Genomic DNA, 23,582 nt, shown 5'->3' with positions numbered 1-23,582 from the left:
TGCCACCACGACGAACAAGATCCTGCCAGCGCAAAGTCCGACGCCCTGTGGACAAATGGCCACGCATGATCAACACCTCTTCGTCGTCCACCTCCAGAAACTTCGCCGTCACAACGATTGCTTAGCGGCATTAGGTCTAGCCCGCATCCCACCCACCATGAACCCTTTTCGTGCCTCCGCCTGCCTCCACGCCTTTCTCCTGCTTTCCATCACCACCCTCCTTCGAGCGGAGGACGCACCGGATCTGACGGGCATTGTGCGCGGTTATGCAGACGCCATGATCGAGCACAGCCGTACGCAGTTGCCTGACCCGCAGCTGCCGCTGTTTCCCATCGTGCTGACGCGGGATAAGTACCAGATTCCGGCCGGGAAGGTGAGCAATCTCTACACGGCGCGCGTGCCGCAGGAGTTCAAGAACATCGCCAACATCCACCACGATCTGAACCTGTATCAGGTCTTCTATGCCCTGAGCCAGATCACCGGGGAGAAAAAATACGCCGCCGAGGCGGACCGCATCATCGGCTGGTTTTTGACGCACTGCCAGGAGCCGCGATACGGCTTCTTTGGCTGGGGCGAGCACATCGGCTGGGACCTCACGAAAAATCAGCTCGGCGGGCAGCCCACCAGCGGCCCCTACCAGGATCAGATTCACGAATTTTACCGCCCGTGGATTTACTGGCAGAAGTCCTTCGACGTGGCTCCGGAGCAGAGCCTGCGCTTTGCCCAGGCGCTGTGGCGGCATCAGATTGATCACAAGGACGGTAAGATTTCCTTCTCACGCCATGCCATGATCACTGGCAAAAGCCCCAGCCGGCGCGGCATGGACTTCCCCCGCCACGGCGGCTTCTACATCGCGACCTGGGCCGCCGCCTACCAGCGCACGAAAGATCCCGAAATGCTGCAAGCCATGGATGAACTGGTGGCCTTCTACAAGAAGAGCCGGGATCCAAAGACCGGTGCCATTCCCCATGGCTCCAACGATTTCGCCTTCGACAAAGAAGGGCACAGGGTGGCCTACGTTTACTCGCAAAGTCCGGTGTCCCTGGCGGTCGATCTAGAAACGTCCGCCGCCGTGGTGCCGGAGGCCTTGAAGCAGCGGATGCTCGCGCTGGCCAAAAGCATCGACAGCTTCTTTCTCGCCATGGCACACGATCCCGGCCCTGGCGGCAAAGGTTTCATTCTCTTTGCCGATCCCAAGACACTCGCGGCCACGGAATACTGGCAGACCAAGGAGGATCTCGATCTCGGCCTGCCTCCCAAACGAACGCCCTACACGGGGGGCTGGCGTTCGGCGTACTCCGGGCAGCACCCGCACACCTGGGTGGTTCCGGCGCTGATCGCCCGCTACCAGCAGACCCAGAACGAAGGGTACAAAAAACTGCTGGTCGCCTGTGCCGACAACTACCTCACGGCCGACCCCGACGCAGCGCTGAATGAAAAGCCCGCGAACAAAGGCGACCGCCCCTACGACATCGAGGCAGGGTCCATCGGCAACGCCATCGTCCTGCTCAATGCCGCCTACAAGCTGACGCAGGAAGAGAAGTACCTCGCCCGCGCCGAATGGTTTGCGGCCTGGGGTGTGAAGAAATTCTGGCCTGATGGTAAGCCCCTGCCCCGTGCCTCCGTGCGTGAAAACGTTTATTCCGCCGCCTCCCGCAGCGACACGCTGGCCATGGCCATGCTCCAGACTTCCCTGCTGCGCCACCAGCCGGAGAAGGAGAAAGAAGTGAGCCTCATCGCGACCGACCGGTAGTCGAGGCCGTTCCACGCTCTGCGACGCGTCCCTCCCTTCCCTGCATTTTGTCACGGGCGAGGGCCATCCGATCCGGATGTGGGCTGCGTTTTCATAGCATGAGTGAGAGCCAACATCCCGCCTGGCGGAGCATCCCCTCAGGCTATCTGTTGCCACCCGTAGGCGAGGTCGTCTGGGGCTGGGGCGGCGCTGAAGTACGGCCCGTGGTGTTTCATGTGGAAGACACTCCGAACGGAGGCTTTTGGGCAGACCCCGCAGGGCAGCGCGTGCCGCTCATCACCCATTGGATGCCTTTGGGTGAAAACCCAGATCAGCCGCCGCGTGCTCCGGACGTGTGGTCCCGCAGGCACGACGGCCTCTCCGAGCCGCCGGGAGACGCCGCGTTTGTGTGGGCCTTCATCGGCGACGAGCCGCCGCGCCGTGCGCAGTATCGTGATGACCATTGGCTGGATCTGGAAGGCAGCGAACTGGATGCACGCAGCCTCAAATGGCTGCGGGACCTCGAGTTCACCGATCCCGCGCAGCATTCCTGAGAGGAGGTTTTGCTGAAGATTCCCGGGGTGCGGCCTCAGTAATACTTCATTTCAATAAAGAATAATTACCTGTGGCACGAACTGCTGGCGTGGGCGGTGTGAGGGGTTATCGTACCTTCCTGTCAGCTTCCAGTTTTTGTGGCAGGCTCTTCTTTTTCATTCGATTCACCCCTATTTTCCTTTTTCTCATGTGCGGCATTGTTGGTTACGTTGGCAATCGGCAGGCAAGTTCCATTCTTCTCGATGGGCTGCGCCGGCTCGAATATCGCGGCTATGACTCCGCAGGCATGGCGCTCAATGGTGGTGGGGAAACCCTGCGAGTGGTCAAGCGCGCGGGGCGTATCGACAACCTGCGCCAGGCGGTGACGGAGGCGAATCCGCTCGGCACCATGGGCATTTCCCACACTCGCTGGGCCACCCATGGCCCGGCCACCGATGTGAACGCCCACCCGCACCCGGACCAGTCAGGCAAGCTCGTGCTGGTGCACAACGGCGTGATCGAAAACTACCAAACGCTGCGCGACCAGCTCGTCGCGAAGGGCCACTCCTTTCATTCTCAAACAGATACAGAGGTGCTTTCCCACCTCGTCGGCACCTACTTTGACGAGTCCTCCGAAAAGGACGGCACCTTGCGCCTTGTCAATGCGGTGAAGGCCGCGCTGGCCCGCGTGAAGGGCACCTACGGGATCGCCGTGATGCACGGAGACCTGCCGGGCGTCATCGTCGGTGCACGTCTCGGAAGCCCCCTCATCGTGGGCCTCGGCAAACACGAGCACTTCCTGGCCAGCGACGTCTCCGCCGTGGTGAACCACACCCGAGACGTGGTTTACCTCAATGACTACGACATTGTCACCATCACGCAGGATCGCTACGACGTGCAGTCCCATCAGGGCGTGCCGGCGGAGGTGAAGGTGAGCCGTGTGGAATTTAACGCCGACGACGCGGAGAAGGGAGACTTCCCGCACTTCATGCTCAAGGAGATCTACGAGCAGCCGAACTCCCTGCGCAATGCCATGCGCGGCCGCCTTTCCCGCGATGAGTGCACCGCCATCCTGGGCGGCCTGAACATGAGCCCGAAGGAGCTGGTGCAGATCGACCGCATCATCCTCGCAGGCTGCGGCACCGCCTACCACGCCGCCATGGTGGGTGAGTACCTCATCGAATCCCTCGCGCGCGTGCCCACGGAAGTGGAAATCGCCTCCGAGTTCCGCTACCGGAACGTGCCCACCAACAAGAACACGCTGCAGTTTGTGATGAGCCAGAGCGGCGAGACCATCGACACCCTGGCCGCCATGCGTGAGGGCCAGCGCAAGGGCATCCGCTGCCTCGGCATCGTGAACACCGTGGGAAGCACCATCGCCCGTGAGAGCGACGGCGGTGTGTACATCCACGCCGGGCCGGAGATCGGTGTGGCCGCCACCAAGACCTTCACCTCCCAGGTCACCATCCTCACCCTGCTGAGCCTGCTGCTGGGCCGCATCCACCACCTGTCCAGCGTGGACGGATTGGAGATGATCGACCAGCTGGAGGCCATGCCGGAAAAAATTATCCAGATCCTCAAGCAGGCGGACAAGATCAAGGCCATCGCCGAAAAGCACGCGCATGCCGAGGGCATGCTCTTCATGGGCCGCCAGATGAACTACCCCGTGGCGCTGGAAGGCGCGCTGAAGATGAAGGAAATCAGCTACATCTACGCCAGCGGCCACCCGAGCGCGGAGCTGAAGCACGGCGTCATCGCCCTGGTGAAGCCGGACATGCCCTCCGTCTTCATCGCCCCGGACGACGCGGTTTTTGATAAAAACGTGAGCAACATCGAGGAAGTGCGCGCCCGCAAAGGCCCCGTTATTGCCGTGACCACCGAGGGCCGCACGGAGCTGGAGCGCATCACCGACGACGTCATCTACGTGCCGGACTGCCCGTCCTACCTGACCCCCATTTTGAATGTCGTCCCGCTGCAGCTCCTCTCCTACTACACCGCCGTGGCCCGTGGTTGTGATGTGGATAAGCCAAGAAATCTGGCCAAAAGTGTTACAGTAGAGTAAAATAATGCTTTCTCCTCCTGCTCATGACCGCCTCCCTGTGCCGCACCGGCCCCACGATTTGCCTCGTGGCGCTGGTATTGTGCCTGGGCGGGATGAGCGCGCCGGCGGTGGACGTCCCTGATCCCGACGAATCCGCCGCCCTCGCCTTGCCGGATCAGACTCCGGCCGATTTCCTCGATATGGTGGGCCGGCAGACCAAGGCCCGCTGGCGGCTGCTCTTCCGCCCGCCGCCCCCTACGCCGCCCACGGACCGGGGCCGCGCCGCCCTGATTCTCGGCAGCCTGATGGCGGACAGCTTCCTTGTCTGGCAGGCAGGAGATGCGCAACAGTTCCGCAACAACAACCAGGAGGTGCTCAGCTACTGCCGCATGCTCGGACTCGGGGAGAAGCTCATGCCCCGGCTTATGGCCCAGGGAAAGATGGCAGAAAGCAACGAATGGAAGGATCTGCGCCAGGAGATTGTGGAAGGACATCAGGAGATGGTCCGCATGCTGCGGGAGCAACGGGACGACGATCTGGCGGTACTGATCGACATGGGGCTGTGGCTGCGTCTTTTGGAAATCAGTTCCAGCGTGGTGGTGGAAAACGGCTCCGTGGAGGCCCGCCCGCTCTGCATTGGTTCTCCCACGATCCTGCAGGATATCCGTGATGACTACAACCGCCTGAGCCTGGGCAAGCATGAGGAGGCCGTCATCAAGCGCTTTGGCGCCGCCATTGAAGAGATCAGCGGCCTTTGGCGCAGCATCGGCCCCGGCCTGCCGACCGAGGAGCAGGTGGTGCGCACGAATGAGAAGCTGAAAGAGATCATGCAGGTCATGGTGGAAAAGCAGCCGTGATCCACGTCGCTCTCCCGGACCCATGATCCGCCCCCGCATCCTCATTATCGGCCAGGGCCTCGCCGGAACGGCGCTGGCCTGGCGACTGTGGGAGCGTGAGGTGCCCTTTGTCATCGCAGACCGGGATGAGGCAGTCACCTGCTCCAAGGTGGCTGCGGGCTTGATCACGCCCATCACGGGCATGCGGCTGACCGTGAGCTGGCGTTATACCGCTTTTTACCGCGAGGCGCTGAGCTTTTACCGGCGTTGCGGGAAGCGGCTGGGGCAGCGCTTTTTCTTTCCGCGTGGCTACGTGCGCCTGCTCAAAAACGAGGCGGAAATCGCGAAGTGGCACAAGCGCCGCCGGGACCCGGACATTCAGCCATTTCTGAATCCTCGGCCGCCGGTGCTGGATGCAGAGGTGATCCACCAGCCGGAAAATGGCTTTCAGCAGCGCCATGCCGCCTGGCTGGACACCACGGCTTATTTGAAGGCGAGCCGCGGCTTCTTCGAGTCTCTCGGCGCCTGCGTCAAAGCCGATGTGCAACCTGCCGATGTGCAGGACGATGCCACCGGCGTCGAGTGGCAGGGGCAGCGCTTCACCCACGTCATCTGGGCGCAGGGCTGGAGCGCGGCAAAGCACCCGCTGCTGCACTGGGTGCCGTTTCAGTCCGCACGTGGCACCATTCTCACGGTGGAGGCCGATATGCAGGGCGAAAAGCGCATCCTGAATCGCGGCTGCTGGCTGCTCCCGCGGCCCGATGGCAGCCTGCGCGCGGGTTCGACCTACGAATGGAAATTTGACGATGCCAATACTCCCGCCGCCGATCAGGTGTCGCAGCTGGAAACCAACCTGCGCAGCCTGCTCAAGGCGCCTGCTTCAGTAACTGCCATGCAGACCGCCGTACGGCCCATCGTTAAAAACCATCAGGCCCTCATGGGCACCCACCCGGCGCATCCACGCGTGGCCTTTCTCAACGGTCTGGGCTCCAAAGGGTCCTTGCGCAGCCCCTGGCTGGCGCGCCACCTCGTGGAGCACCTGCTGGATGGCACGGCGTTGGACCCGGAGCTGGATTTGCAACGGAACGAGATTTGAGCCCCTACTTCAAGGCCTCGCGAATGAGAGCCGCCTTATCGAGCTTCAGGATGGACGGTGCGTCCTCCGCTGACAGATCTTTGACCATGGGATACACGGCATCAGGCGTCACGATGAGGCTGACGAGGGTGTTTCCAGGCAGGTCGATGCAGCCGCGGTAGGCGCGGGTGGGTTTATGGATGGCCAGCAGCCGGCTATAGATCGTGGTGTCGCCACCCTGCACGTTCGCGGGTTTTGGCATCAGCTCCTGTCCTGCCAGCCAGAGCCAGTCGCCATCATTCACCGCAGCAGGCACGTTCACGTTGATGCGAATATCCTCCGGAAAGCGGATTGTTTGAAGTGGCTGCGGCCCCGGGGTGGGAGCAACCCAGGAGATGCTTTCCTTGTTCAGAATCCAGAGTCCCTGCTCGTCCGCCCACATCCCGCATACCACACCCAGAGCCCGGGTGGGCACCGGCTGCCGGGTTCTTATTTTTGTGGCGGCATCCAGCATGAAAAGCTCAGCGGTGTCTCCTTGAAGCGGCTGATAGAGGCAGTAGAGCCGGGAGCCAAAAGAGGTCAGCTCCGAGATCCGCTTCATGGGCAGCGGTTTGCCATTCATCTCCATGGGCAGGGGGCGCCAGCCTTTGGAGGTGCTCCACGCGGCCAGCATCGGCTTGTCTGCCGCTCCCGTCCCGGCCACGTATACCTCGTCTCCTACCCGCACGGCGTGGGAGATTTGACCCAGCGGCAGCCCTTCTTTGTCCGTGAACCGCGTAAACTGTTTGGAGGCCCGGTCCTGCCGGCCGATCCCATAGGTCGGTCCGCCGACCCAGAGGCTGTCAGGGGTCTGCACGAGGAAGGTCAACTCCCCCGAGATCTGCTGCGGGAAGGGGGCAACTGGCGTAAACTTCTGGGTCTTCGGCGACCACTCCGCCACCATCGTGTGCTGGCGGTCGTTCAACTCACAGGTCAGGGCGACCACGGCTTCGTTGCCGGTGCAGGCCGCCTGCTGAAGGGAGGGGAGCGCCCATTCTTTGGGAAGGGACACCGGTGTGAGCGGCACCGGCAGCCGTTTCGAGAGGGGTTTCGCCGGCGGCTGGGGTTCGGCGGCTCCCGGCGGAGGCACATTTTCCGACTCCTGAATCAGGGGCAGGAAGACGCCATTGTAGGCATCGCTGAAATACCTGGCCGGCAGCTTCATCGCCTCAGCGGTTTCCGCGTGCCTGCCCGCTTCGTCAAACCAGTGAAGCAGTTCCAGCCGCTTCTCGATGATGGCCGCCGGGACCGGGTTCGCGAAGTTGCGGACGATCTGGCGCCACGCGGCCTGGGCCAGTTCCACGCGCTTCTCCAGCGGCAGGAAAAACTCGAGATCCCGCGTCACAAACTTCGGGTCGTAAGTGGTGTTCTCCGTGTACTCTGCCAGAGCCCGCAGCAGGCAGTCCGCCGAAGATCGCGCCAGGACGTCGCACCACTTGCGGCGCAGGGTCGTGGGCACCCCGTCGGGGAAGCCGCGCCGCCACTGGAGCACGCTGGTGTAAAGCTCCTCATTCATCTGAAAATGCAGGTCCAGCGGGGCGTCCTTGGCGGACTGGAAAACGGTAAAGGGCACCTTGTCATTCCGCCTGACGGAGGTCACTACCTGCCGCAAGCCCTCCAGGCCAAAGCGTGCCACGTGTTCATCCCAGTCGAGCTTGCGATGCCACAGCCGCCAGAACGTGCCCGAGGAAGAATCGATCCGCTCCTCCACCACCGGAAACTGCAGGTTGTCGTACCAGCGTTCCAGCAGCCAGGTGGCGGCGATTTCCGGGTCTTCCGGAGCGAAAAACCGAGCAGCTTCGAGAGCGCGCATCGTCAGCTCCCAGCGCGTGACCAGCCAGCGGTTGCCACGGTCCAGGCGCATGGTGGCCGGCTCCTGGGCGATCAGCTCCCGCGCATGCGCGAAGAGGATGCGTGCGGCGTTCAGGCGGTCGTCATTGGCGGGCTGGGGCTTCGGCATGGCAAGCGCCGCCGTGATGAGCTCTGCCGCCAGCTTCTCCGCCGCAGCCTCCATGTCCCCCTGCCGGGTTTCCACGCTGAAGGACTGTGTCTTGTCCCCACCGCTCCACAGTTCAAACACGATGCGGACCGGCATCTCGGCAAAAGGTGTGTTCGCATTCCCCGTCTCCTCGCACCAGCCCCAGAGGTAGTGATCAGCCACGCCCTTCCAGGCCTCGCCATGAGCCTGTGTCAGGCCGCTGACGGCCAGTTCGGACTCGTGGGCCGCCTGGTCGCTGCCCATCAGGTTCAAAATGCGGGCTTCTTTCCCGGCGGCACCCCGGTGAATGGCCCGCAGCAACCCGGGCACGCCAGCGTCCAGGCGGTTCGTACGCGTGGTGCGGTTGCAGATGAAAAGAGGGGCGAAAACCCGCTGGGCCTCTGCCGCAGCCAGCCGAGAGCGCGCTTCGCCGATGGCCTCCTGCGCCGCCGTCCCCGCTTTTTCCAGATGCGGCCCGGTCACGGTCAAAGGCAGTCCGGTCGTCTGGGGCAGCAGGAGCCTGCGCTCCGCCAGCACATCACCGCGGTGCGCCTCCACCACCTGCAGGATGAGTTCCCGCCCGAGTCCTTCATCCACCTCAAAACGACCCGTGATCAGCAGATCCGCCTTCACCCACTGGCCGATGCCCATGCTCTTCCCGGGAGAGAGCAGCCCTGCGGCGCCATGCACCAGCTCTGCCTCGGCCTTTTCAATCTCCGCACGCTCCACCCAGCGCACCCCCTCGATCTCCTGGAGACCGGTTTGCAGCGCCAGACCGAAATCGCGTGCAGCCTCCACGCTCGGGTACCAGGTATCGTCCTGGATCACAAAGGGCAGCGCCGCAGCCGTCACGGCCGGCAGAGCGCGGTTGCCTTTGGAAGGCGGCGGTGCGGGTACTTTTGCCACGACATCCGAAGAGGTCAGCTGGTTGGCAGAAGGCTTGAGCCCCCGCTTTTCCAACCATGCGATGGTCTCCGCGTGATTGTGAAGCCGGGCCAGGTCCAGAGCATTGAGCCCCGCAAGATCTTCTGTGTCCAGGCGTGCGCCAGCCGTGGTCAGACGCTCCACCAGGGTGGTGCGACCCAGCAGGGCGGCCAGCATCAGCGGCGTGTGGCCCCGGCAGTTTGGCACCTCCAGATTCACCTTGTGTTTCAGGCAGTACTCCACCGCCTGATCCTGTCCGGCCATCACCGCATGATGGAGCTGGTTAAACTTTGCACCATCGCTGCACTGAAGGTGGTCGCCCTCATTGGCGAACTGGTTCAGCCGCTCCATGACCTCCACATTGCCGCCCGCTGCGGCGGCAAAGAGCGTGCAGTGCATCTCATGCCGGAAGGATTTGTAGTGGGCCTCCAGCGCCTGATTCACCGCCTGCAAGTCGCCACGCCGTGCAGCCTCAGCCAGCACGAGCACGGGGTTCTTGGGAGGAAGCACCACGCCTTTGGTGGTCAGCTGCTGCAGCAGGCCTTCATTCCCCCAGTTGATCACCGCAGGCAGCCAGAGGGCCGGATTGTCCGGCACCGCGACTCCCTCCTTCAGCAGCCAGGCGAAGGCAGGTTCCCGGCCCAGATAGGCGGCGTAGCGGAGGGCGTTCGCGCCACGCTTGTCCAAGGCGTTCAGATTTGCCCCCAGCGAGTGGAGGCGCTTGATGGTGGCCATGTTGCCAAACAGGGCGGCATGCTGCAGCGGCGTGCTTTGGTCACGGCAGGGTGTGTCCACCGGGATGCCGCGCCGCACTAGGAGCTCCACCACGTCCGCACTGCTCTCCCGGGCCGCGTATACCAGGACCGGCCACGGGCCTTTGACGCGGCCACGCACCTCGGCCTTGGGGTCGGCACCGCCGTTCAGCATCACCTCCACCAGCCTGGTAGAGCCGCTTTTCAGCGCCAGAGCAAAGGCGTCCGTCTCTGAAATCTCGCCCGCCTCAGGCCGCGCGCCGGCCTTCAGCAGCAGTTGCGCAGACTCGGCATCTCCCGCGCGGCAGGCCAGAGCCAGGGCGCTTACGCCATCGTAATCCCGCGCGTTGGCATCCGCCCCGGCGGCCAGCAAGTCGGCGATGATGTGCTTTTGAAACGTGTTAAGCGCATGCAGGAGGGGCGTGTAGCCGCGCCTGTCGCGCGCATTGATGGAGACGCCTTCGCTGAGGTGGCGCCGCACGTAGCCGATCTTGCCGATGGACGCGTCCTTCCAGATTCCCTCGGGTTTCCAGGTTTCAATGAACTGGGCGTAGGCTGGCGAGGCCAGCAGGGCCGCCGCACCGACACCGCACATCAGAAATCGCCACGCAGCTTGGAAGGTTCTCATGTCAGAGAAGGCGCAGGATTAGGGTTTGAGGCTGACTGCCAGAAATTGGGCCACCAGACGCTCCGCCACACTGCGCCCTGCCTGCTGGAGGGCGGACTTGGCGGCGATGTTTTCCGCCAGATCAACCGCGCTGGAGGTTTGACGGTCGACCCAGATTTTGTCGTGTTTCGCATTCGCCACTTTCACCTCCAGCCGTGCCTTGCAGAAAATCATCTGCCCGCGCTGCCCGCCGCGCTCGCTGAAGGCCTCCCCTTCGACGATGTAGTCCGCAGGACCGCTGTCCACCAGTGTGAAACCCAGCTGCTGCAGCACACGCTGGATTTCCGTCTGCGCCGCGGGATCCGGCACGCGGCGGGTGAGGTGCTGCTCGGGAATCTGCACACGCACGCTCGGCCTTTCCTTGCCTGCGGGCAGCAGCCCCTTGAGCCGGGCGATCATAGCGTCCCAGCTTTCCACCTCGGCGGTGAAGGCGGATTTGGGATCGCGCAGCTTCTCGACGATCTGGCCCGAAAGCTTTTTCGCGGCGTCCGCGATGCCCGGTTCACCTGCATACTCAGCGGAAACAGACACCACCCGGCTGGTCTCCACGCCGATTATTTTAACCACGGCCATGCGTTTGCCGCTGACATCGATCAGCCGTCCGGTGACGAGAACTTGTGCTCCGACGATGTGACCAATCTTGGCCGCGGTGTCCGGCTGGATGGTTCCCGTCAGGGACAGCTCCTGCTCACTCAGAACTTTTTCGATCTCCACCCGTTCCACCAGTTGGAGTTCGGGATGCTCAGAAAGCTGCACGCCCAGGAGCAGAGCCAGTTTTTCCGATTCAGGCTCGATGTCCTTCTGCGCCCCAAAACCCAGCACCGCGACGCTCAGGGGTGCTGGCTCTGCGGCAGACAGAGCGGAACACGCGGTCACGAGGGAGAACAGAAAGAAGAGGCTGGTTTTCATAAGGAGAGGTGACGGTTCAAAAAGGTGGCTGGCAAAATTCGACGATCAGACGTTGCAGTGCAGGGTCGGTCGGAAAATCTTTGCAACGGCTGGCAGGTACAACCATCAGCCGCCCGCGCCCGGCTGGCTTCATGAGGATGGTCTCCCGCATTCCCGGCAAATCCCCAAGCACGACGAGACTCTGGCCTGGCTCCAAGGGCTGCGACTTGATTTTTTCCAGCAGCGCCGGGCTGGCCTTGGCGAACAGGATCCCGTGCCATGCAGGCAGCGGTTCCGCATGCTCCAGGGTCACGACCTTGATCTGATCCTGCTCGAACACGGGGATCCACGCTTTCAGATAGTCATCCGCCATCACACTCACGCTCTGAAGCGGAGTCAAAATGCCGCGCGGTGAGAGCAGCAGGCGCACCGTCCCCGCAGCTTGTGGCGTCTCCCCGTTGAAGGCCTGCCACTGGACCAGATACACGGCCGGCTTTCCCGTTGCTGGCAGCACCAGCGAATGCCGTGCCTCTGCCTGCACACTGCCCTCTGCAATGGCGGTCTGCTCTTCAAAGCCGAGCTCTTTGAGCGGCACGGCCAGATTTGAAGCGGCCTGGAAAACCTTTCCCCGCAATGTGATTTTGGAACCTGGCACGTCCAAAATCCGCCAGGCCAGCATGGCAGGCTGATCACTGAACATCTCCACTTCTGCCATCTTCCTCGACTCGCCCGAAGAAGAGGCAGGAGGTATGAAGGTGACGCTGGACTCCTCAGCGCGGGCGCTCAAGCACAAGGCCATCAGCAAACACGTCCTGAATAGAAAAAGGCCCAGGGTGGCTGATGCTCGTATGGAAAGTTGCACTTCCATGCAGAGCTATCAGGAAGGCCGCGCTGGGGCAATACTATTTTATTTTAGCCGCCCATCGGCGTTTTACGTCCCGCAAAACGTTTGATAGGCACCCGGCGCATGCCCCGAGGAGGGCGTTGTGTACTCAGACTGGCTGTCGCTGAAATCATACGGCTTCCCCAGCGCCGTCAGCAGGCGCTGCATCACGCTCAAATCCTGTTTTTTCACGGCAGCTTCGAGCGCCTCCTCGACCTTGTGATTGCGCGGGATCACTGCCGGGTTGTGCGCCTGCATGCGCTGCTGCACCTCCTCCTGAGACTGCGGCTGGCGGCTGAGCCTGTCCTGCCATTGCGCGTGCCACGCGGTGAAGGCCGCATCATTCTGTGCAGGCGTTTTGGTGCGATTTAAGGCGCGGAAGGTGTTGGTGAAATCCGCCTTCTGCTCCTTCATCCAAGTCAGGAGAGATTCGACCAAGGCACGGTCCCCGTCCTCTTCCGTGAAGAGCCCCAGCTTGGCCCGCACGCCCGAGAGCCAGCGGTTTTCAAACTGGGGTTTGAATGACTCGATGGCTGCATTTGCTGCTGAGATGGCCTGCTTTTCATCTGCATGCAGCAGCGGCAGCAGGGCCTCCGCCAGACGGGCGAGATTCCACTGCGCGATCTGCGGCTGGTTTCCATAGGCGTAGCGGCCATGGCGGTCGATGGAGCTGAAGACTGTGGCGGGATCAAACGCATCCATGAACGCGCAGGGGCCATAGTCGATGGTCTCGCCGCTGAGCGCCATGTTGTCGGTGTTCATAACGCCGTGGATGAAGCCGACACATTGCCATTGGGCGATCAGTGCTGCCTGGCGCTCGATGGCGGCTTCGAGTAATGCGAGTCCGGGCGTTTCGGCTCCGACGCGCTCCGGGTAGTGCCGCTGCAGGGTGTACTCCACCAGTGCCTGCAGCGCCTCACGGTCGCCATGAGCCGCCGCCCACTCAAAGGTACCCACGCGAATGTGGCTGGCGGCGATGCGTGTGAGGACTGCACCCGGCTGCATCTCCTGACGCCATATTTTCTCGCCGGTCGTCACCACCGCGAGACTGCGGGTGGTGGGAATGCCCAGTGCGTGCATGGCCTCGCTGATGATGAACTCCCGCAGCATGGGTCCTAGTGCCGCACGGCCGTCTCCGCGCCGAGAAAAGGGCGTGGGACCGGAGCCTTTGAGCTGCACATCCAAGCGCTGGCCTGTGGGAGTGACCTGCTCTCCCAGCAGGATCGCACGCCCATCTCCCAGCCCGGTGAAGTTTCCATACTGGTGCCCTGCATAGGCCTGTGCCAGCGGCTTTGCTCCCGTGGGCAATTCGTTTCCTGCGAACACACCCGGCTGCTGGGCCAGCGCAGCGCCGTTCAGCCCGAGCTCCGTGGCCAGGGCGTAATTAAAAACGACCATGCGCGGCTCCTTCACCGGTGTGGGATCGAGGTGCTCAAAAAGCATCGCCGGCAGGCGGGCATAGGAGTGCTCCAGATTCCAGCCGAACGAGCCGGATATAGTGGGAGCAGAGGAGGAGATCACGGACTCGGACATGCAGGAAGGATTACGAACTCCATGCGCCATTTGGGACGGCAAGTCCAATGGGCAAAACACGAGGTCAGTCCGCAACTCCTCGTGCCAGAACGAGATCAAAAGGCAGAATGCCATCTGGAGTGCGGATAAAATTGTCGGGTTTGGCATCAAGCACGATCACTCCGTCTTCTTCGCGCACCCAGCCGAAGAAAGAATCAGGCAGGGGCATGAAATCCAACTCCTGCATAAACGAAGCAATCTCTTCGGAAGTTGGATGCGGACTTTGGTCATCCGCTGCGATCAACCAACGCTGTGAGATCACCGCCAGGCAACGCGCCGGCGAGCCTGGATGGATGAGCACTGATGATTATGCCTTCAAGTTTCACATCATCCTGAAACAGAGCATTGTGAAGGATGAACCGCTCCAAATACTCAAGTGGAGTCGCGCAGGTCGGTGTCCAGCCTTCAGGCGACCATGTCGGCATCATGCCAAAGGTTCCGGGCCAAGTCTTCTTCCACACCCGGCGATCCTCTTCGTGGAAGCGGACCTCGTGCTGGCCAGTTTCATCACAGACGAGGGGCAGCCGTTCAAAATCTTGCTCTCCGATCAAGCGCCCGGCAGCTTTGGCCCAGGTGATGAGCTGCTGAACCTGAACTTCCGCGATGCTTCCGCCTGACGCAGCACCTGCTCGAGCGATGGCTGCGGCCGCTTGGCCAAAGCCTTGCGCGTCGAAATCACCTTTGGATGGGGTGGCAGCGGTGCTTTGCTCATGCTGTCCAGCATGCTTCATCGGGGGTGTGTTGTCAATTTGGCAGGGGCATCTTCCGTGCTGGCAAATTTCTAGCCTGCGACATCCTGCATGCAAACACTACGTCCTGCTGCAAAGGTATGCGCCAACCCGCCCCATGACCCCTCCTTTACACAAGCCCCACCTCGCCAGTCCGAATGGCGGCCTGCCTTCCTCCGTGCTGTGGGCGCAGCTCATGCTGAAGGACCGGCTGCAGCCGGGCGATGTGGTGATCGACGCGACCATGGGCAACGGGCATGACACCCTCTTTCTGAGCCAATGTGTGAGCCCCGGCGGCCATGTGTATGCCTTTGATGTGCAAGCCACCGCGTTGGTGGAGACGGCGAAGCGTGTGCCTGCGGAGATGACCACGCTGATTCACTCCGGCCATGAAACCATGCGCGAATATGTTCCGGCGGAGCATCATGGGAAGATCAGCGCGATCATGTTCAATCTCGGCTACCTGCCGGGGACGGACAAAACGCTGATCACTCGCACGGAGACGACCATGGTGGCCGTGCAGGCCGCGCTGGATCTGCTGCGGCCCGGAGGCCTGCTCACCATCGCCGTATATCCCGGGCATGAGGGCGGGGCGGAAGAAGGGCGCAGCATTGCCGTGTGGGCTGCGGGACTGGAGTCGCGACGTTATGAGGTGCAGCACCTGAGGCCCATCAACCGCGCGGCTTCTCCCCCTGAGCTGTGGGTGTTGTGGAAGAGAGGGTAACCGATTCACGCAATCCTTTTCATCCCCTGAGGCGGAATTTCGGGAGCAAGAGGAAGAGAAAAATACAGGTACGATTGTGTGCGGCGGGCACTCCCCTGCCCTGCGTACTTGCGCAGCATGGCATCTCCGCCTAGCTAGACGCCCCCGCGCATGAACCTCGACTACCGCAGTATTCTTTCCGTGGCCGTGCCAGTTTATCTGACCATGGCCACCGGGGCGATGGCGCGGCGGACGGGGCTGCTGAAGCCGGAGGCGGATGTCAGCCTCATGAAGCTTTCGGTGATGCTGCTCACGCCCTCGCTGATCATCGAGCGGGTGGTGGGAAATCCCGCCGTGATGCATCTGCCGCCCGTGCTGGTGGCCGCCGGGCTGGGCTACGGGCTGGTCGCCCTCGGCATTGCGTTCACGTATTTCATCGCGCCGCTGATCGGTCTGAAAAAAGGGGAGGGCCGCCGCACCTTCAGCGTGGCGTGCGGGCTGCAGAACTACGGCTTTGTCGCCATCCCCATCGTCAATGCGTTGTTTCCGGACGCCATCGGGGTGCTCTTTACCTTCACACTGGGGGTGGAGCTGGCGTGCTGGACGGCCGGCGTTGGTTTGCTCACGGGGCTGGACAAGGCGCCGTGGCGGCTGGCGCTGAATGCCCCGGTGCTCACCATCCTGATCTCGTTGCTGCTGAATTTCACCGGGCTGCATGCGCATGTGCCGGAGGTGGCGCACAACACCTTCGCCATGCTGGGCGCCTGCGCCGTGCCGCTGGCCGTGCTGCTGATCGGAGCCTCCATCGCGGATCTGTGGGGCCAGGGGGCCATGCAGTGGAAGGTGGCGATCTACAGCCCGATCCTGCGCCTGGGCATCATCCCCATTGCCTTTCTCGCCGCAGCGGCCTGCCTGCCTCTCAGCCAGGAGCTGAAGCGCGTCATCGTCGTACAGGCGGCGATGCCTTCCGCGGTGTTTAACATCATGATCGCCCGTCTTTACGGCGGCCACGCTTCCACCGCGGTGCAGGTGGTGATTGCCACCACCGTCGTTAGCTGCGTCACCACGCCTCTTGTGATCGCGTGGGGCCTGAAACTCGTGGGTGCATGAATGCTCCCTGGTATCTGCTGTTTCCGCTCGTCGCCGCGGTTGGTTATGCCATCGCATCGCTGCTGCTGAAAAAGGCCCTCGTGGAGGGAGCACACCCCATGGCGTGCTTTCACATCAACAACTGGGCCGGCATGCTCGCGTTTCTGCCGCTCGTTTTCTTCGAGAAGCAGCCGGTGCACTGGCAGGAGTGGTATGTACCGGTGGGGCTGGGAACGCTGTTTTTTGTGGGCGGCTGGTTTACCTTCATCGCGATGCAGCGTGGGGACGTCTCGCTCGTCACGCCCGTGCTCGGGTCCAAGGTGGTCTTCGTCGCGCTCGGGGCCAGCCTTTTCATCGCAGGCAGCATGAAGCCGATGATGTGGGCGGCCGCCATCATTACCACGGGCGGCATTGTGCTCATGAGCGCCACCGATTTGAAAACACCGAAAGGCGCACGGCTGGCGGGGCCGGTGGTCATGGCACTCATCAGTGCGGCGCTGTATGCCTTTGCGGATGTGTTTCTGCAAATGTGGGCGCCTGGGTTTGGGCCGAAGACTTTCCTCGCCATCCTCGCAGGGACCACGGGCCTGCTCTCGCTCGGCGCCATGACGCTGCTGCCCAACCGCCCGCCGATTCCCTGGAACCGCGCCACGAAGTGGTCCCTCGGCGGCAGCACACTGATCGCCGCGCAGTCGATCACGCTGGGCCTCTCGCTTGCCTATTTCAACGACGCCGTCGGAGTGAATGTGGTGTATGCCACGCGCGGCATGTGGAGCCTGGCCGTGGTGGCGCTGCTCGGCCCCATTCTGGGGAATCGCGAGCGGCATGAGTCCGGCAAGGCCTACGGCACCCGCATCCTCGCCGCCGTTCTGCTCATGGGAGGGGTGGTGTGCGCCGTGATCGCACGTTTGAACTAGCCAAATGCAGCTCTTTCCCTGTGGAACGAAGGAGGGCTGGTGAAGCGAACTGCGTGGGACGTAGGAAATCGCAGTGGTGGGCGAAGCGAGGTAATTCATTGTTGCACAGCAACAAGGCTGCTTTGAGCCCCCCATCCGTATTCCGAGTGTACAGATTGAATTGATCACTTTTACCCCTGTGGGCGTCAAAGAGAGCGTCACAAACCTTCAGTCCCCGAATCTCATGCACCTTTCAATGCGACTCCTGCTCGTCATGCTTGTGGCAGCAGGCACAGGCGCTCCGCTGCCAGCGGCCACGACTTCTTCCAAAGGGAAAAAGTCGGCCACGACCGCGTCCAAGTCCGGCACCGCCACTCAAAAGTCCGGGTCCTCCCAAAAGTCTGACTCCCCGAAGTCCGGTTCCTCAAAGTCTGAGGAAAAGGTGGCACCGGCGAAAAAGACCCCGCCTCCTGAACCGGTCAATGAAGACCCGCCCACTCCTGTTCCGACCCCTGCGGTGGTCTCCACGCTCAGCATTGAGGACATTGCCGGATTTGACCAGTACCCGAAGCAGATCCAGAGCCTGGTGCAGAGCTGCCTCGCGCTCACACATCTGGAGCTCGGCTACCTGTATGGATCCAGTGAACCCAGCAAGGGGGGCATGGACTGCTCCGGCACGATTTACCACGTGCTGCATTTTCAGGGCCTGAAGGACGTGCCGCGTCAGTCCGACGAGATGTGCAACTGGGTGGACAAGAAAAGCCACCTGTCACTCACCCCCACCGCCACCAGCTTTGACAGCGAGGAATTCGCCAACCTCAAACCCGGCGACCTGCTCTTCTGGACGAACAGTCTCGAGACCACGCGCAAGCTGCCCGTGACCCATGTCATGATCTACCTCGGCAAGCTCAAGAAGAGCGGCAAACGCGTCGTCTTCGGCTCCAGCGACGGCCGCAGCTACATGGGCGAGCGCCGCAGCGGCGTCAGCGTCTTCGACTTCAGCCTGCCCAAGCCCGACAGCACCAAGCATTTTTATGGCTACGGGCCGACTCCGGGTCTGCTGCCTGCGGAGCCTGAGAGGCCGGTGATTGCGGCGGTGACACCGCCCACTCCTGCGCCAACGCCCACGCCGAAAGAGACTGCGGTGTCCAAAGAAGCAATGACACCGAAGGAAACGGCTGCGGTCAAAGAATCACCTGCACCGAAGGTGATAGTGAAGTCCAAAGAAACAGTCTCAACGAAGGAACCGTCGGAAGACAAAGAAACGCCGGCACCGAAGCTGGTGGCATCTGTGGCCAAAGAAAAAGAGGCGCCCGCACCCACGAAGCCCGAGGCCAAAGAATCGTCCGCAGTTAAGGAGGAAGTGCGCAAAGCCGTGGCCGTCACTACCGAAACGCCACCCGAGTCCGCGACCAAGAAAACCGCCGCCGCAGAGACCAAGGCCGACGCGTCCACCAAGTCCTCGACCTCCGCTAAACCCAAAGCCGCAACAACCAAGAAACGCTCCACCACTGTTGCCTCCACGACTCGTCGTCGCACGCCTGCCGCACCGCCGAAGAGTGTGTTTGAGCAGAAGGTGGATCGCGCCGTCAGTTCTGTGCGGCGGTTTTTTCAGCAGTGATACAGCGAAGAGCTTTGCGGGAATAGGTTTACACCCAGACTAACGCCTGGCTGGCACCAACGTTTTGTTCACCTCTGTTTTCCCGGTGGTCGTCTTCATGGCGTCGAAATGAGGGAAGCATAGTCATGGTTCCCGTAGTTGAAGAGCAGCATCACCGCTCCAAACCCGAACCCGGCTCCCAGCGCCATCAGACCTACAACCAGTGGAAGGGTGCTAACGCTGACGAACTGGCTCGCGAGATATGATCGAGACGGGTCGTCCGGGTGATAACAGACTTTGACGATTGAACGAGGACTGAGGCGATTGAGCAGTTCCTCGTGTGACTCGTGATGCCAGTCAGCGACATAGGTCGGGTGAATGCGGTTTCCGGTGAAGGTGCGTCCCTCTGCGACATACTCATAACTTACTTTCACTTCATAACTCGTCCCGCGCCTGTTTCCAGGGGCCGACTCCATCGACGAATCAGTGACGCGGCCTGATGTCGTGGGCCAGGATGAAACGAAAAATCTCTCCACATGTTCCCGCGCGGAGCGAAACGAAAGCCATCCGCCAACGATCACGAAGACCAATGGAAGAAAGAGAAACAGGGCGGGTATTTTCTGAGTCATGGATGGCGGTGTAAGTTGGGCAAATGTACCGGTTCAGGGAGTCTCCGTCGTGTGAAACAAATTCCACGCATGCCCATCCGGATCAAGGAAGCTGTGCTGATACATGAAGCCGTGATCTTCCGCTTCTTCGACGGTGCAACCTCCGACGGCCACGGCTTTGCGAACCAGATCGTCAATTTCGACCCGGCTGGAGCACTTGAGGCAGTTCAGAACTTCGAGGTAATTGGAAGTGTCGCATACGGCTCGCGGTGAGAACGTGATGAACACCGACTCCTCCGAAAGCATGAGGTGAATGGTGTCGCTCATGCCCTAATTGACGGTGAAGCCAAGGGCCGTGTAAAATGCTCGTGCCCTGGGCACATCCTTGGTGGAAAGGTGAACAACAATAGCGCGAATCATGGTGTGGCTGAATTAGATTGGGTCGAAACCAAGGCAAACGGATTGAGGGCGTGGCGAAACACGGAATGATAATGCAGCAAGGGGTGCGCCGAGGGCATGCGGCAACTTCTCGCGCCTCTGCCGGGGCGCAACCTTGGGTTGCGCGGGGTGGGGGGCGTGTGGGTCCGGTGATTCTCGGTCGCTACGCTCCCTTCATCACCGGCTAATTTCTCTGGTCCCTCCGGGACCGCTGCAAAGAAGACGTTCTCTCCCCCGTCTCTCCTCCTTACCGCAGCCACTCGTCCCGATGCGCTGCCACGAAAGCATCGTCATTCAAATGCGGATAGGCGCGATACACGCGGTCGATTTCTTCAAGCTGACCGGGGCTGAGGGATTCGTGCTCGTCGAGGCACCAGAGGCCCTCCAGCAGTCCCTGGCGGCGGAGGACTTCGTGGAGGCCTGCGATGCAGCCGTGGTAGGCGTTGGCGGCGTCAAAAAAAGCGGCGTTGCTGTCGGTGACTTCGATGCCGAGGCGCAGGAGTTCGGGGGTGGCGCTGGCGTTGCGGCATTGTTCCAACAGCTCGACTGCGCGCTGGGTCCAGACGGACCAGTGGCCGAGGAGGCCGCCGACGATGCGGCGCTCTTTTCCGGCGAAGCCGTAGGGCGTGAGAAAATCGGCGACGATGTTGTCGTCGTTGCCAGTGTAGAGGGCGATGTCATCGCGCCCCGCCTCCATGACGGCGCGCACCACGTCGAGGGTTTGGTAGCGGTTGAACGGGGCCATTTTGATGGCGACGACGTTTTCGATCTCGGCAAAGCGACGCCAGAAGGAGTAGGGCAGCACGCGGCCGCCAACGCTGGGCTGCAGATAGAAACCGACGATGGGCAGCACCTCCGCCACGGCGCGGCAATGCGCGATCCGTTCATCCTCGGTGGCTGCGGGCAGCGCGCCTAGGCTGAGGAGTCCGGCGTGATAGCCCAGTTCGCGCAGCAGTGAGGCTTCAGCCACAGCCTGCGGCGTGGCACCACAGATGCCGCCGATGCGTACGAGGGGCCGTGATGCGCGGTCCATCTCTTCCTTCGCGAGCTCCAGCACGGGTTTGAAGAGGCCGATCTGCGGATTGCGGATGGCGAACTGGGTGGTGTGCACACCCACCGCGAGTCCGCCGACACCTGCGGCGATGTAGTAGCGTGCCAGCGCGCGCTGCCGCCGTTCATCGAGCCTGCGCTGCGAGGTCAGTGCGAGCGGATGGGCCGGGATGGCGATGCCGTGTTGAAGGTGCTGGCGGAAATTCATGGCGTGCTGTTTTTGATCCAGCGGCGGAGCATGTCGCGCAACTGGCCCATTTCACGAAAAAGCTGCGCCAGATCGGTGTGAAAATGCTCGAAGCACCACGGGCCGCGAAATCCGGCCTGCCAGCCGAGGTCGAAACAACGTTTCAGATCATAGGCCTTATGCGTGCCATCCGCTGCCAGTTCACGCACTTTGAAATCACACGATGCCGCCAAGGGGAAGGCTTTCGCCAGCCCATCATAGCGGGCAGCATCTGTCCAGTTGCCGGTATCGGGCTGGGCTTTGAGGTCAGGACCGACGGCGCGGATAATGCGGGGGATCGCCTCCGCGTCATCCTGCATCCAGCCGAAGTTTTCCACCAGCACACCCACGCCCTTCTCTCCGGCGTAATCGATCAATTCACGATACGATTGCGCGAGCCGTTTCAAATCAGGCGCTTTCGGCCCCGGCAGCGGCCGCACCCAACGCACGCCAAGCAACACCGCGGCATCGATGGTGCGCCGGTAAACTGCGATGGACTCACGCCGCAGCGTTTCATCCGCCGCCGCGAGATCGAGGCCCTTCTGGTTCATCTTCAAATTCGTCAGCACACAGCCGCAGTCGGCGGCAGCCTTGCGGAGTTGCTCGAGGTATTTCGAATCCAGCGAAACGAGCGTGGCCGTCATGAGATCAATCACACGCATGTCCAGTTCGTCCCGCATGTAGCGTGGCAGATCCAGCAGGCGCAGTCTGCCGGCCTGCGCATGTTCGGAGAGGTGCCTCATGAATGAACCTGTCGTCACACCGAGCTCCTGCGGCAAAGAGGGTGCCGCCGCTGCGGCCAAGGGCAAAGACAAGGCCTGGAGGAAGCGTCTGCGTTTCATGCGGGAAGTAGAACGAATTCATTGCCCACGTTCACACACGTCCCAGATTGAACGCCTCACCATGAAATCGCTCTTTCCCGCCCTGCTCTGCTTTGCTTCGCTGACTCTTGCGCCGTTCGCTGCGGATGAATTCCCGCTCGTGCCCGCGCAGGAGTGCCATCCGCGAAATGGGCTGCCGAACTTCTTTGCGAAGGCGAACACGGCGGGTGCTGAGATCAAGGTCGGGTATCTCGGTGGCTCGATCACGGCACAGAATGGCTGGCGGCCAAAGACGCTGGCTTATTTCCAGCAGACTTATCCCAAGGCGAAATTCAGCGAGATCAATGCGGCGATCGGCGGTACGGGTTCGGATCTGGGCGTGTTTCGCTTGAAGCAGGATGTGCTGGATCACAAGCCGGACCTGATGTTTGTGGAGTTTGCGGTCAATGACGGAGGCGCCTCGCCAGAGCAGATTTTTCGCTGCATGGAGGGCATTGTGCGGCAGACGTGGAAGGCGCTGCCTGAGTGCGACATCTGCTTCGTTTATACAGTGACTGAAGCGCTCGTGCCTGCGATGCTGGAGGGAAAGTTTCAGCGCTCCGCGAGTGCGATGGAAAAGATCGCCGACCACTACGGCATCCCCACCATTCACATGGGCATGGAGGTGGCGAAGCTGGCGAAGGAAGGCAAGCTGGTGTGGAAGGCGAAGCTGCCGAAAACGGACGAGGAGAAGAAGGCGCTGGAAGGGAAATTTGTCTTCGCGCCGGACAGTGTGCATCCGCATGTGGAGACGGGGCATGAACTGTACCTGCAGGCCATTGTGCGTTCGCAGGATCCTGTCAAAGCGGCTTCGAAAGCACCCGGTGCGCATGTGATGGGCGCTCCCTACATCGCTACAAACTACGAGCAGGCCAAGATGCTGCCCATTTCCGCCGCAACGTTGTCTCCCGGCTTCAAACTGCTCGATCCCAAGACGGACGATTTTGGCAAGCGCTGGGCCAGCCGCATGACGGCGCTGCACAAGGGGTCGCAGCCCGGGGACACAATTTCCTTCCGGTTCAAAGGCACGCGCTGCTCCATTTATGACATTGTAGGCCCTGACTGCGGTCAGGTCAGTGTGATGCTGGATGACAAGCCGGCGAGCTTTGTGCCTCGAATTGATGCCTATTGCACCTACCACCGGCTGGCCACGCTGATGGTGGGCACGGACCTTGAGGACAAGGAGCACACGGTGAAGATCGTGATCGATTCCAAGCAGCTGGACAAGGCCGCCATCCTGGCAAAGAACGGCAACAAGATCGACAAGCCGGAGCGCTACGCAGGCACCGCCTTTTATCCCGGAGCGATTTTGCTGGTGGGAGAGCTGGTGAAGTAGATTGGCAATGCATGCGACGTCATCGCACGCGCAGTGCACGAGCTGTCGGGGCACACCCATCCAATTGGGGGGGGACGAGGTCCATATGGATGAGAGGACGGTGAAGCAGGGTTAAGAGGCGTTTAAA

21 protein-coding genes are annotated in these 23,582 nt (G+C 61.7%); 10 read left to right on the top strand and 11 right to left on the bottom strand.

Annotated features, from left to right (window positions below):
- Positions 1-157 precede the first annotated feature (157 nt).
- The 5 genes from ACILSR_RS10365 to ACILSR_RS10345 all read left to right on the top strand — a co-directional run bounded on the left by ACILSR_RS10365 (position 158) and on the right by ACILSR_RS10345 (position 6,239).
- Complete coding sequence (locus tag ACILSR_RS10365) at positions 158-1,753, top strand: hypothetical protein (RefSeq protein ID WP_395749693.1); 1,596 nt, start codon at positions 158-160, stop codon at positions 1,751-1,753.
- A 98-nt stretch (positions 1,754-1,851) separates the two neighbouring features.
- Entirely contained in the window at positions 1,852-2,286 is a 435-nt protein-coding gene (locus tag ACILSR_RS10360) for a hypothetical protein (RefSeq protein WP_395749692.1), read from the top strand.
- 188 nt (positions 2,287-2,474) lie between these two features.
- A complete protein-coding gene (glmS, locus tag ACILSR_RS10355; RefSeq protein ID WP_395749691.1) occupies positions 2,475-4,328 on the top strand; it encodes a glutamine--fructose-6-phosphate transaminase (isomerizing) in 1,854 nt (617 codons plus the stop codon).
- Between the two features lie 23 nt (positions 4,329-4,351).
- Positions 4,352-5,164: a hypothetical protein gene (locus ACILSR_RS10350; RefSeq protein ID WP_395749690.1), complete on the top strand. Its 813-nt coding sequence runs from the start codon at positions 4,352-4,354 to the stop codon at positions 5,162-5,164.
- Positions 5,165-5,186: 22 nt separating this feature from the next.
- On the top strand, positions 5,187-6,239 hold the full coding sequence (locus tag ACILSR_RS10345) for an NAD(P)/FAD-dependent oxidoreductase (RefSeq protein ID WP_395749689.1): 1,053 nt from the start codon (positions 5,187-5,189) through the stop codon (positions 6,237-6,239).
- Between the two features lie 4 nt (positions 6,240-6,243).
- Here the strand turns inward: ACILSR_RS10345 and ACILSR_RS10340 are convergent, their stop codons facing one another.
- The 6 genes from ACILSR_RS10340 to ACILSR_RS10315 all read right to left on the bottom strand — a co-directional run bounded on the left by ACILSR_RS10340 (position 6,244) and on the right by ACILSR_RS10315 (position 14,652).
- Complete coding sequence (locus ACILSR_RS10340; protein ID WP_395749688.1) at positions 6,244-10,539, bottom strand: ankyrin repeat domain-containing protein; 4,296 nt, start codon at positions 10,537-10,539, stop codon at positions 6,244-6,246.
- An 18-nt stretch (positions 10,540-10,557) separates the two neighbouring features.
- The gene (locus ACILSR_RS10335) at positions 10,558-11,487 is read right to left on the bottom strand and encodes a CsgG/HfaB family protein (protein ID WP_395749687.1); all 930 of its coding nucleotides are present in this window, start codon (positions 11,485-11,487) and stop codon (positions 10,558-10,560) included.
- Between the two features lie 16 nt (positions 11,488-11,503).
- Positions 11,504-12,145, bottom strand: a complete 642-nt coding sequence (locus tag ACILSR_RS10330; protein WP_395749686.1) for a hypothetical protein — start codon at positions 12,143-12,145, stop codon at positions 11,504-11,506.
- 252 nt (positions 12,146-12,397) lie between these two features.
- Complete coding sequence (locus tag ACILSR_RS10325; protein WP_395749685.1) at positions 12,398-13,882, bottom strand: YdiU family protein; 1,485 nt, start codon at positions 13,880-13,882, stop codon at positions 12,398-12,400.
- 64 nt (positions 13,883-13,946) lie between these two features.
- Positions 13,947-14,090 carry a hypothetical protein gene (locus ACILSR_RS10320; RefSeq protein ID WP_395749684.1) on the bottom strand — a complete coding sequence of 48 codons (144 nt, stop codon included), beginning with the start codon at positions 14,088-14,090 and terminating at the stop codon, positions 13,947-13,949.
- A 58-nt stretch (positions 14,091-14,148) separates the two neighbouring features.
- The gene (locus ACILSR_RS10315) at positions 14,149-14,652 is read right to left on the bottom strand and encodes a hypothetical protein (protein WP_395749683.1); all 504 of its coding nucleotides are present in this window, start codon (positions 14,650-14,652) and stop codon (positions 14,149-14,151) included.
- A gap of 115 nt (positions 14,653-14,767) precedes the next feature.
- On the opposite strand from ACILSR_RS10315, the gene ACILSR_RS10310 reads away from it, so the two are divergent.
- The 4 genes from ACILSR_RS10310 (at position 14,768) to ACILSR_RS10295 (ending at position 18,958) form a co-directional block, all read left to right on the top strand.
- A complete protein-coding gene (locus ACILSR_RS10310) occupies positions 14,768-15,373 on the top strand; it encodes a class I SAM-dependent methyltransferase (RefSeq protein ID WP_395749682.1) in 606 nt (201 codons plus the stop codon).
- 150 nt (positions 15,374-15,523) lie between these two features.
- Positions 15,524-16,462, top strand: a complete 939-nt coding sequence (locus ACILSR_RS10305) for an AEC family transporter (protein ID WP_395749681.1) — start codon at positions 15,524-15,526, stop codon at positions 16,460-16,462.
- Positions 16,459-17,358, top strand: coding sequence for an EamA family transporter (locus tag ACILSR_RS10300; protein ID WP_395749680.1), 900 nt, complete (start codon positions 16,459-16,461; stop codon positions 17,356-17,358). The genes ACILSR_RS10305 and ACILSR_RS10300 overlap by 4 nt, the downstream gene beginning before the upstream one ends.
- Before the next feature lie 235 nt (positions 17,359-17,593).
- Positions 17,594-18,958 carry an NlpC/P60 family protein gene (locus ACILSR_RS10295; RefSeq protein WP_395749679.1) on the top strand — a complete coding sequence of 455 codons (1,365 nt, stop codon included), beginning with the start codon at positions 17,594-17,596 and terminating at the stop codon, positions 18,956-18,958.
- 95 nt (positions 18,959-19,053) lie between these two features.
- Here ACILSR_RS10295 and ACILSR_RS10290 read toward each other — a convergent pair whose 3' ends face one another.
- The 5 genes from ACILSR_RS10290 to ACILSR_RS10270 all read right to left on the bottom strand — a co-directional run bounded on the left by ACILSR_RS10290 (position 19,054) and on the right by ACILSR_RS10270 (position 22,101).
- Positions 19,054-19,566, bottom strand: coding sequence for a DUF3592 domain-containing protein (locus ACILSR_RS10290; RefSeq protein ID WP_395749678.1), 513 nt, complete (start codon positions 19,564-19,566; stop codon positions 19,054-19,056).
- A 33-nt stretch (positions 19,567-19,599) separates the two neighbouring features.
- Positions 19,600-19,872, bottom strand: coding sequence for a VOC family protein (locus ACILSR_RS10285; protein WP_395749677.1), 273 nt, complete (start codon positions 19,870-19,872; stop codon positions 19,600-19,602).
- 3 nt (positions 19,873-19,875) lie between these two features.
- Positions 19,876-19,965 (bottom strand): hypothetical protein, encoded by a 90-nt coding sequence (locus tag ACILSR_RS10280; protein WP_395749676.1) that lies wholly within the window; start codon positions 19,963-19,965, stop codon positions 19,876-19,878.
- Positions 19,966-20,230: 265 nt separating this feature from the next.
- Positions 20,231-21,241, bottom strand: coding sequence for a dihydrodipicolinate synthase family protein (locus ACILSR_RS10275; RefSeq protein WP_395749675.1), 1,011 nt, complete (start codon positions 21,239-21,241; stop codon positions 20,231-20,233).
- Positions 21,238-22,101, bottom strand: coding sequence for a sugar phosphate isomerase/epimerase family protein (locus ACILSR_RS10270; RefSeq protein ID WP_395749674.1), 864 nt, complete (start codon positions 22,099-22,101; stop codon positions 21,238-21,240). Before ACILSR_RS10270 ends, ACILSR_RS10275 begins: the two co-directional genes overlap by 4 nt.
- A gap of 61 nt (positions 22,102-22,162) precedes the next feature.
- Here ACILSR_RS10270 and ACILSR_RS10265 point away from each other — a divergent pair, with 61 nt between their 5' ends.
- A complete protein-coding gene (locus tag ACILSR_RS10265; protein WP_395749673.1) occupies positions 22,163-23,455 on the top strand; it encodes a GDSL-type esterase/lipase family protein in 1,293 nt (430 codons plus the stop codon).
- The last annotated feature ends 127 nt before the right edge of the window (positions 23,456-23,582 follow it).

This window comes from Prosthecobacter sp., from assembly GCF_044222565.1.
Taxonomy (GTDB): Bacteria; Verrucomicrobiota; Verrucomicrobiia; order Verrucomicrobiales; family Verrucomicrobiaceae; genus Prosthecobacter.
Note: the sequence above shows the minus strand (reverse complement) of the source record. Positions and strands in the feature narration are given on the sequence as shown.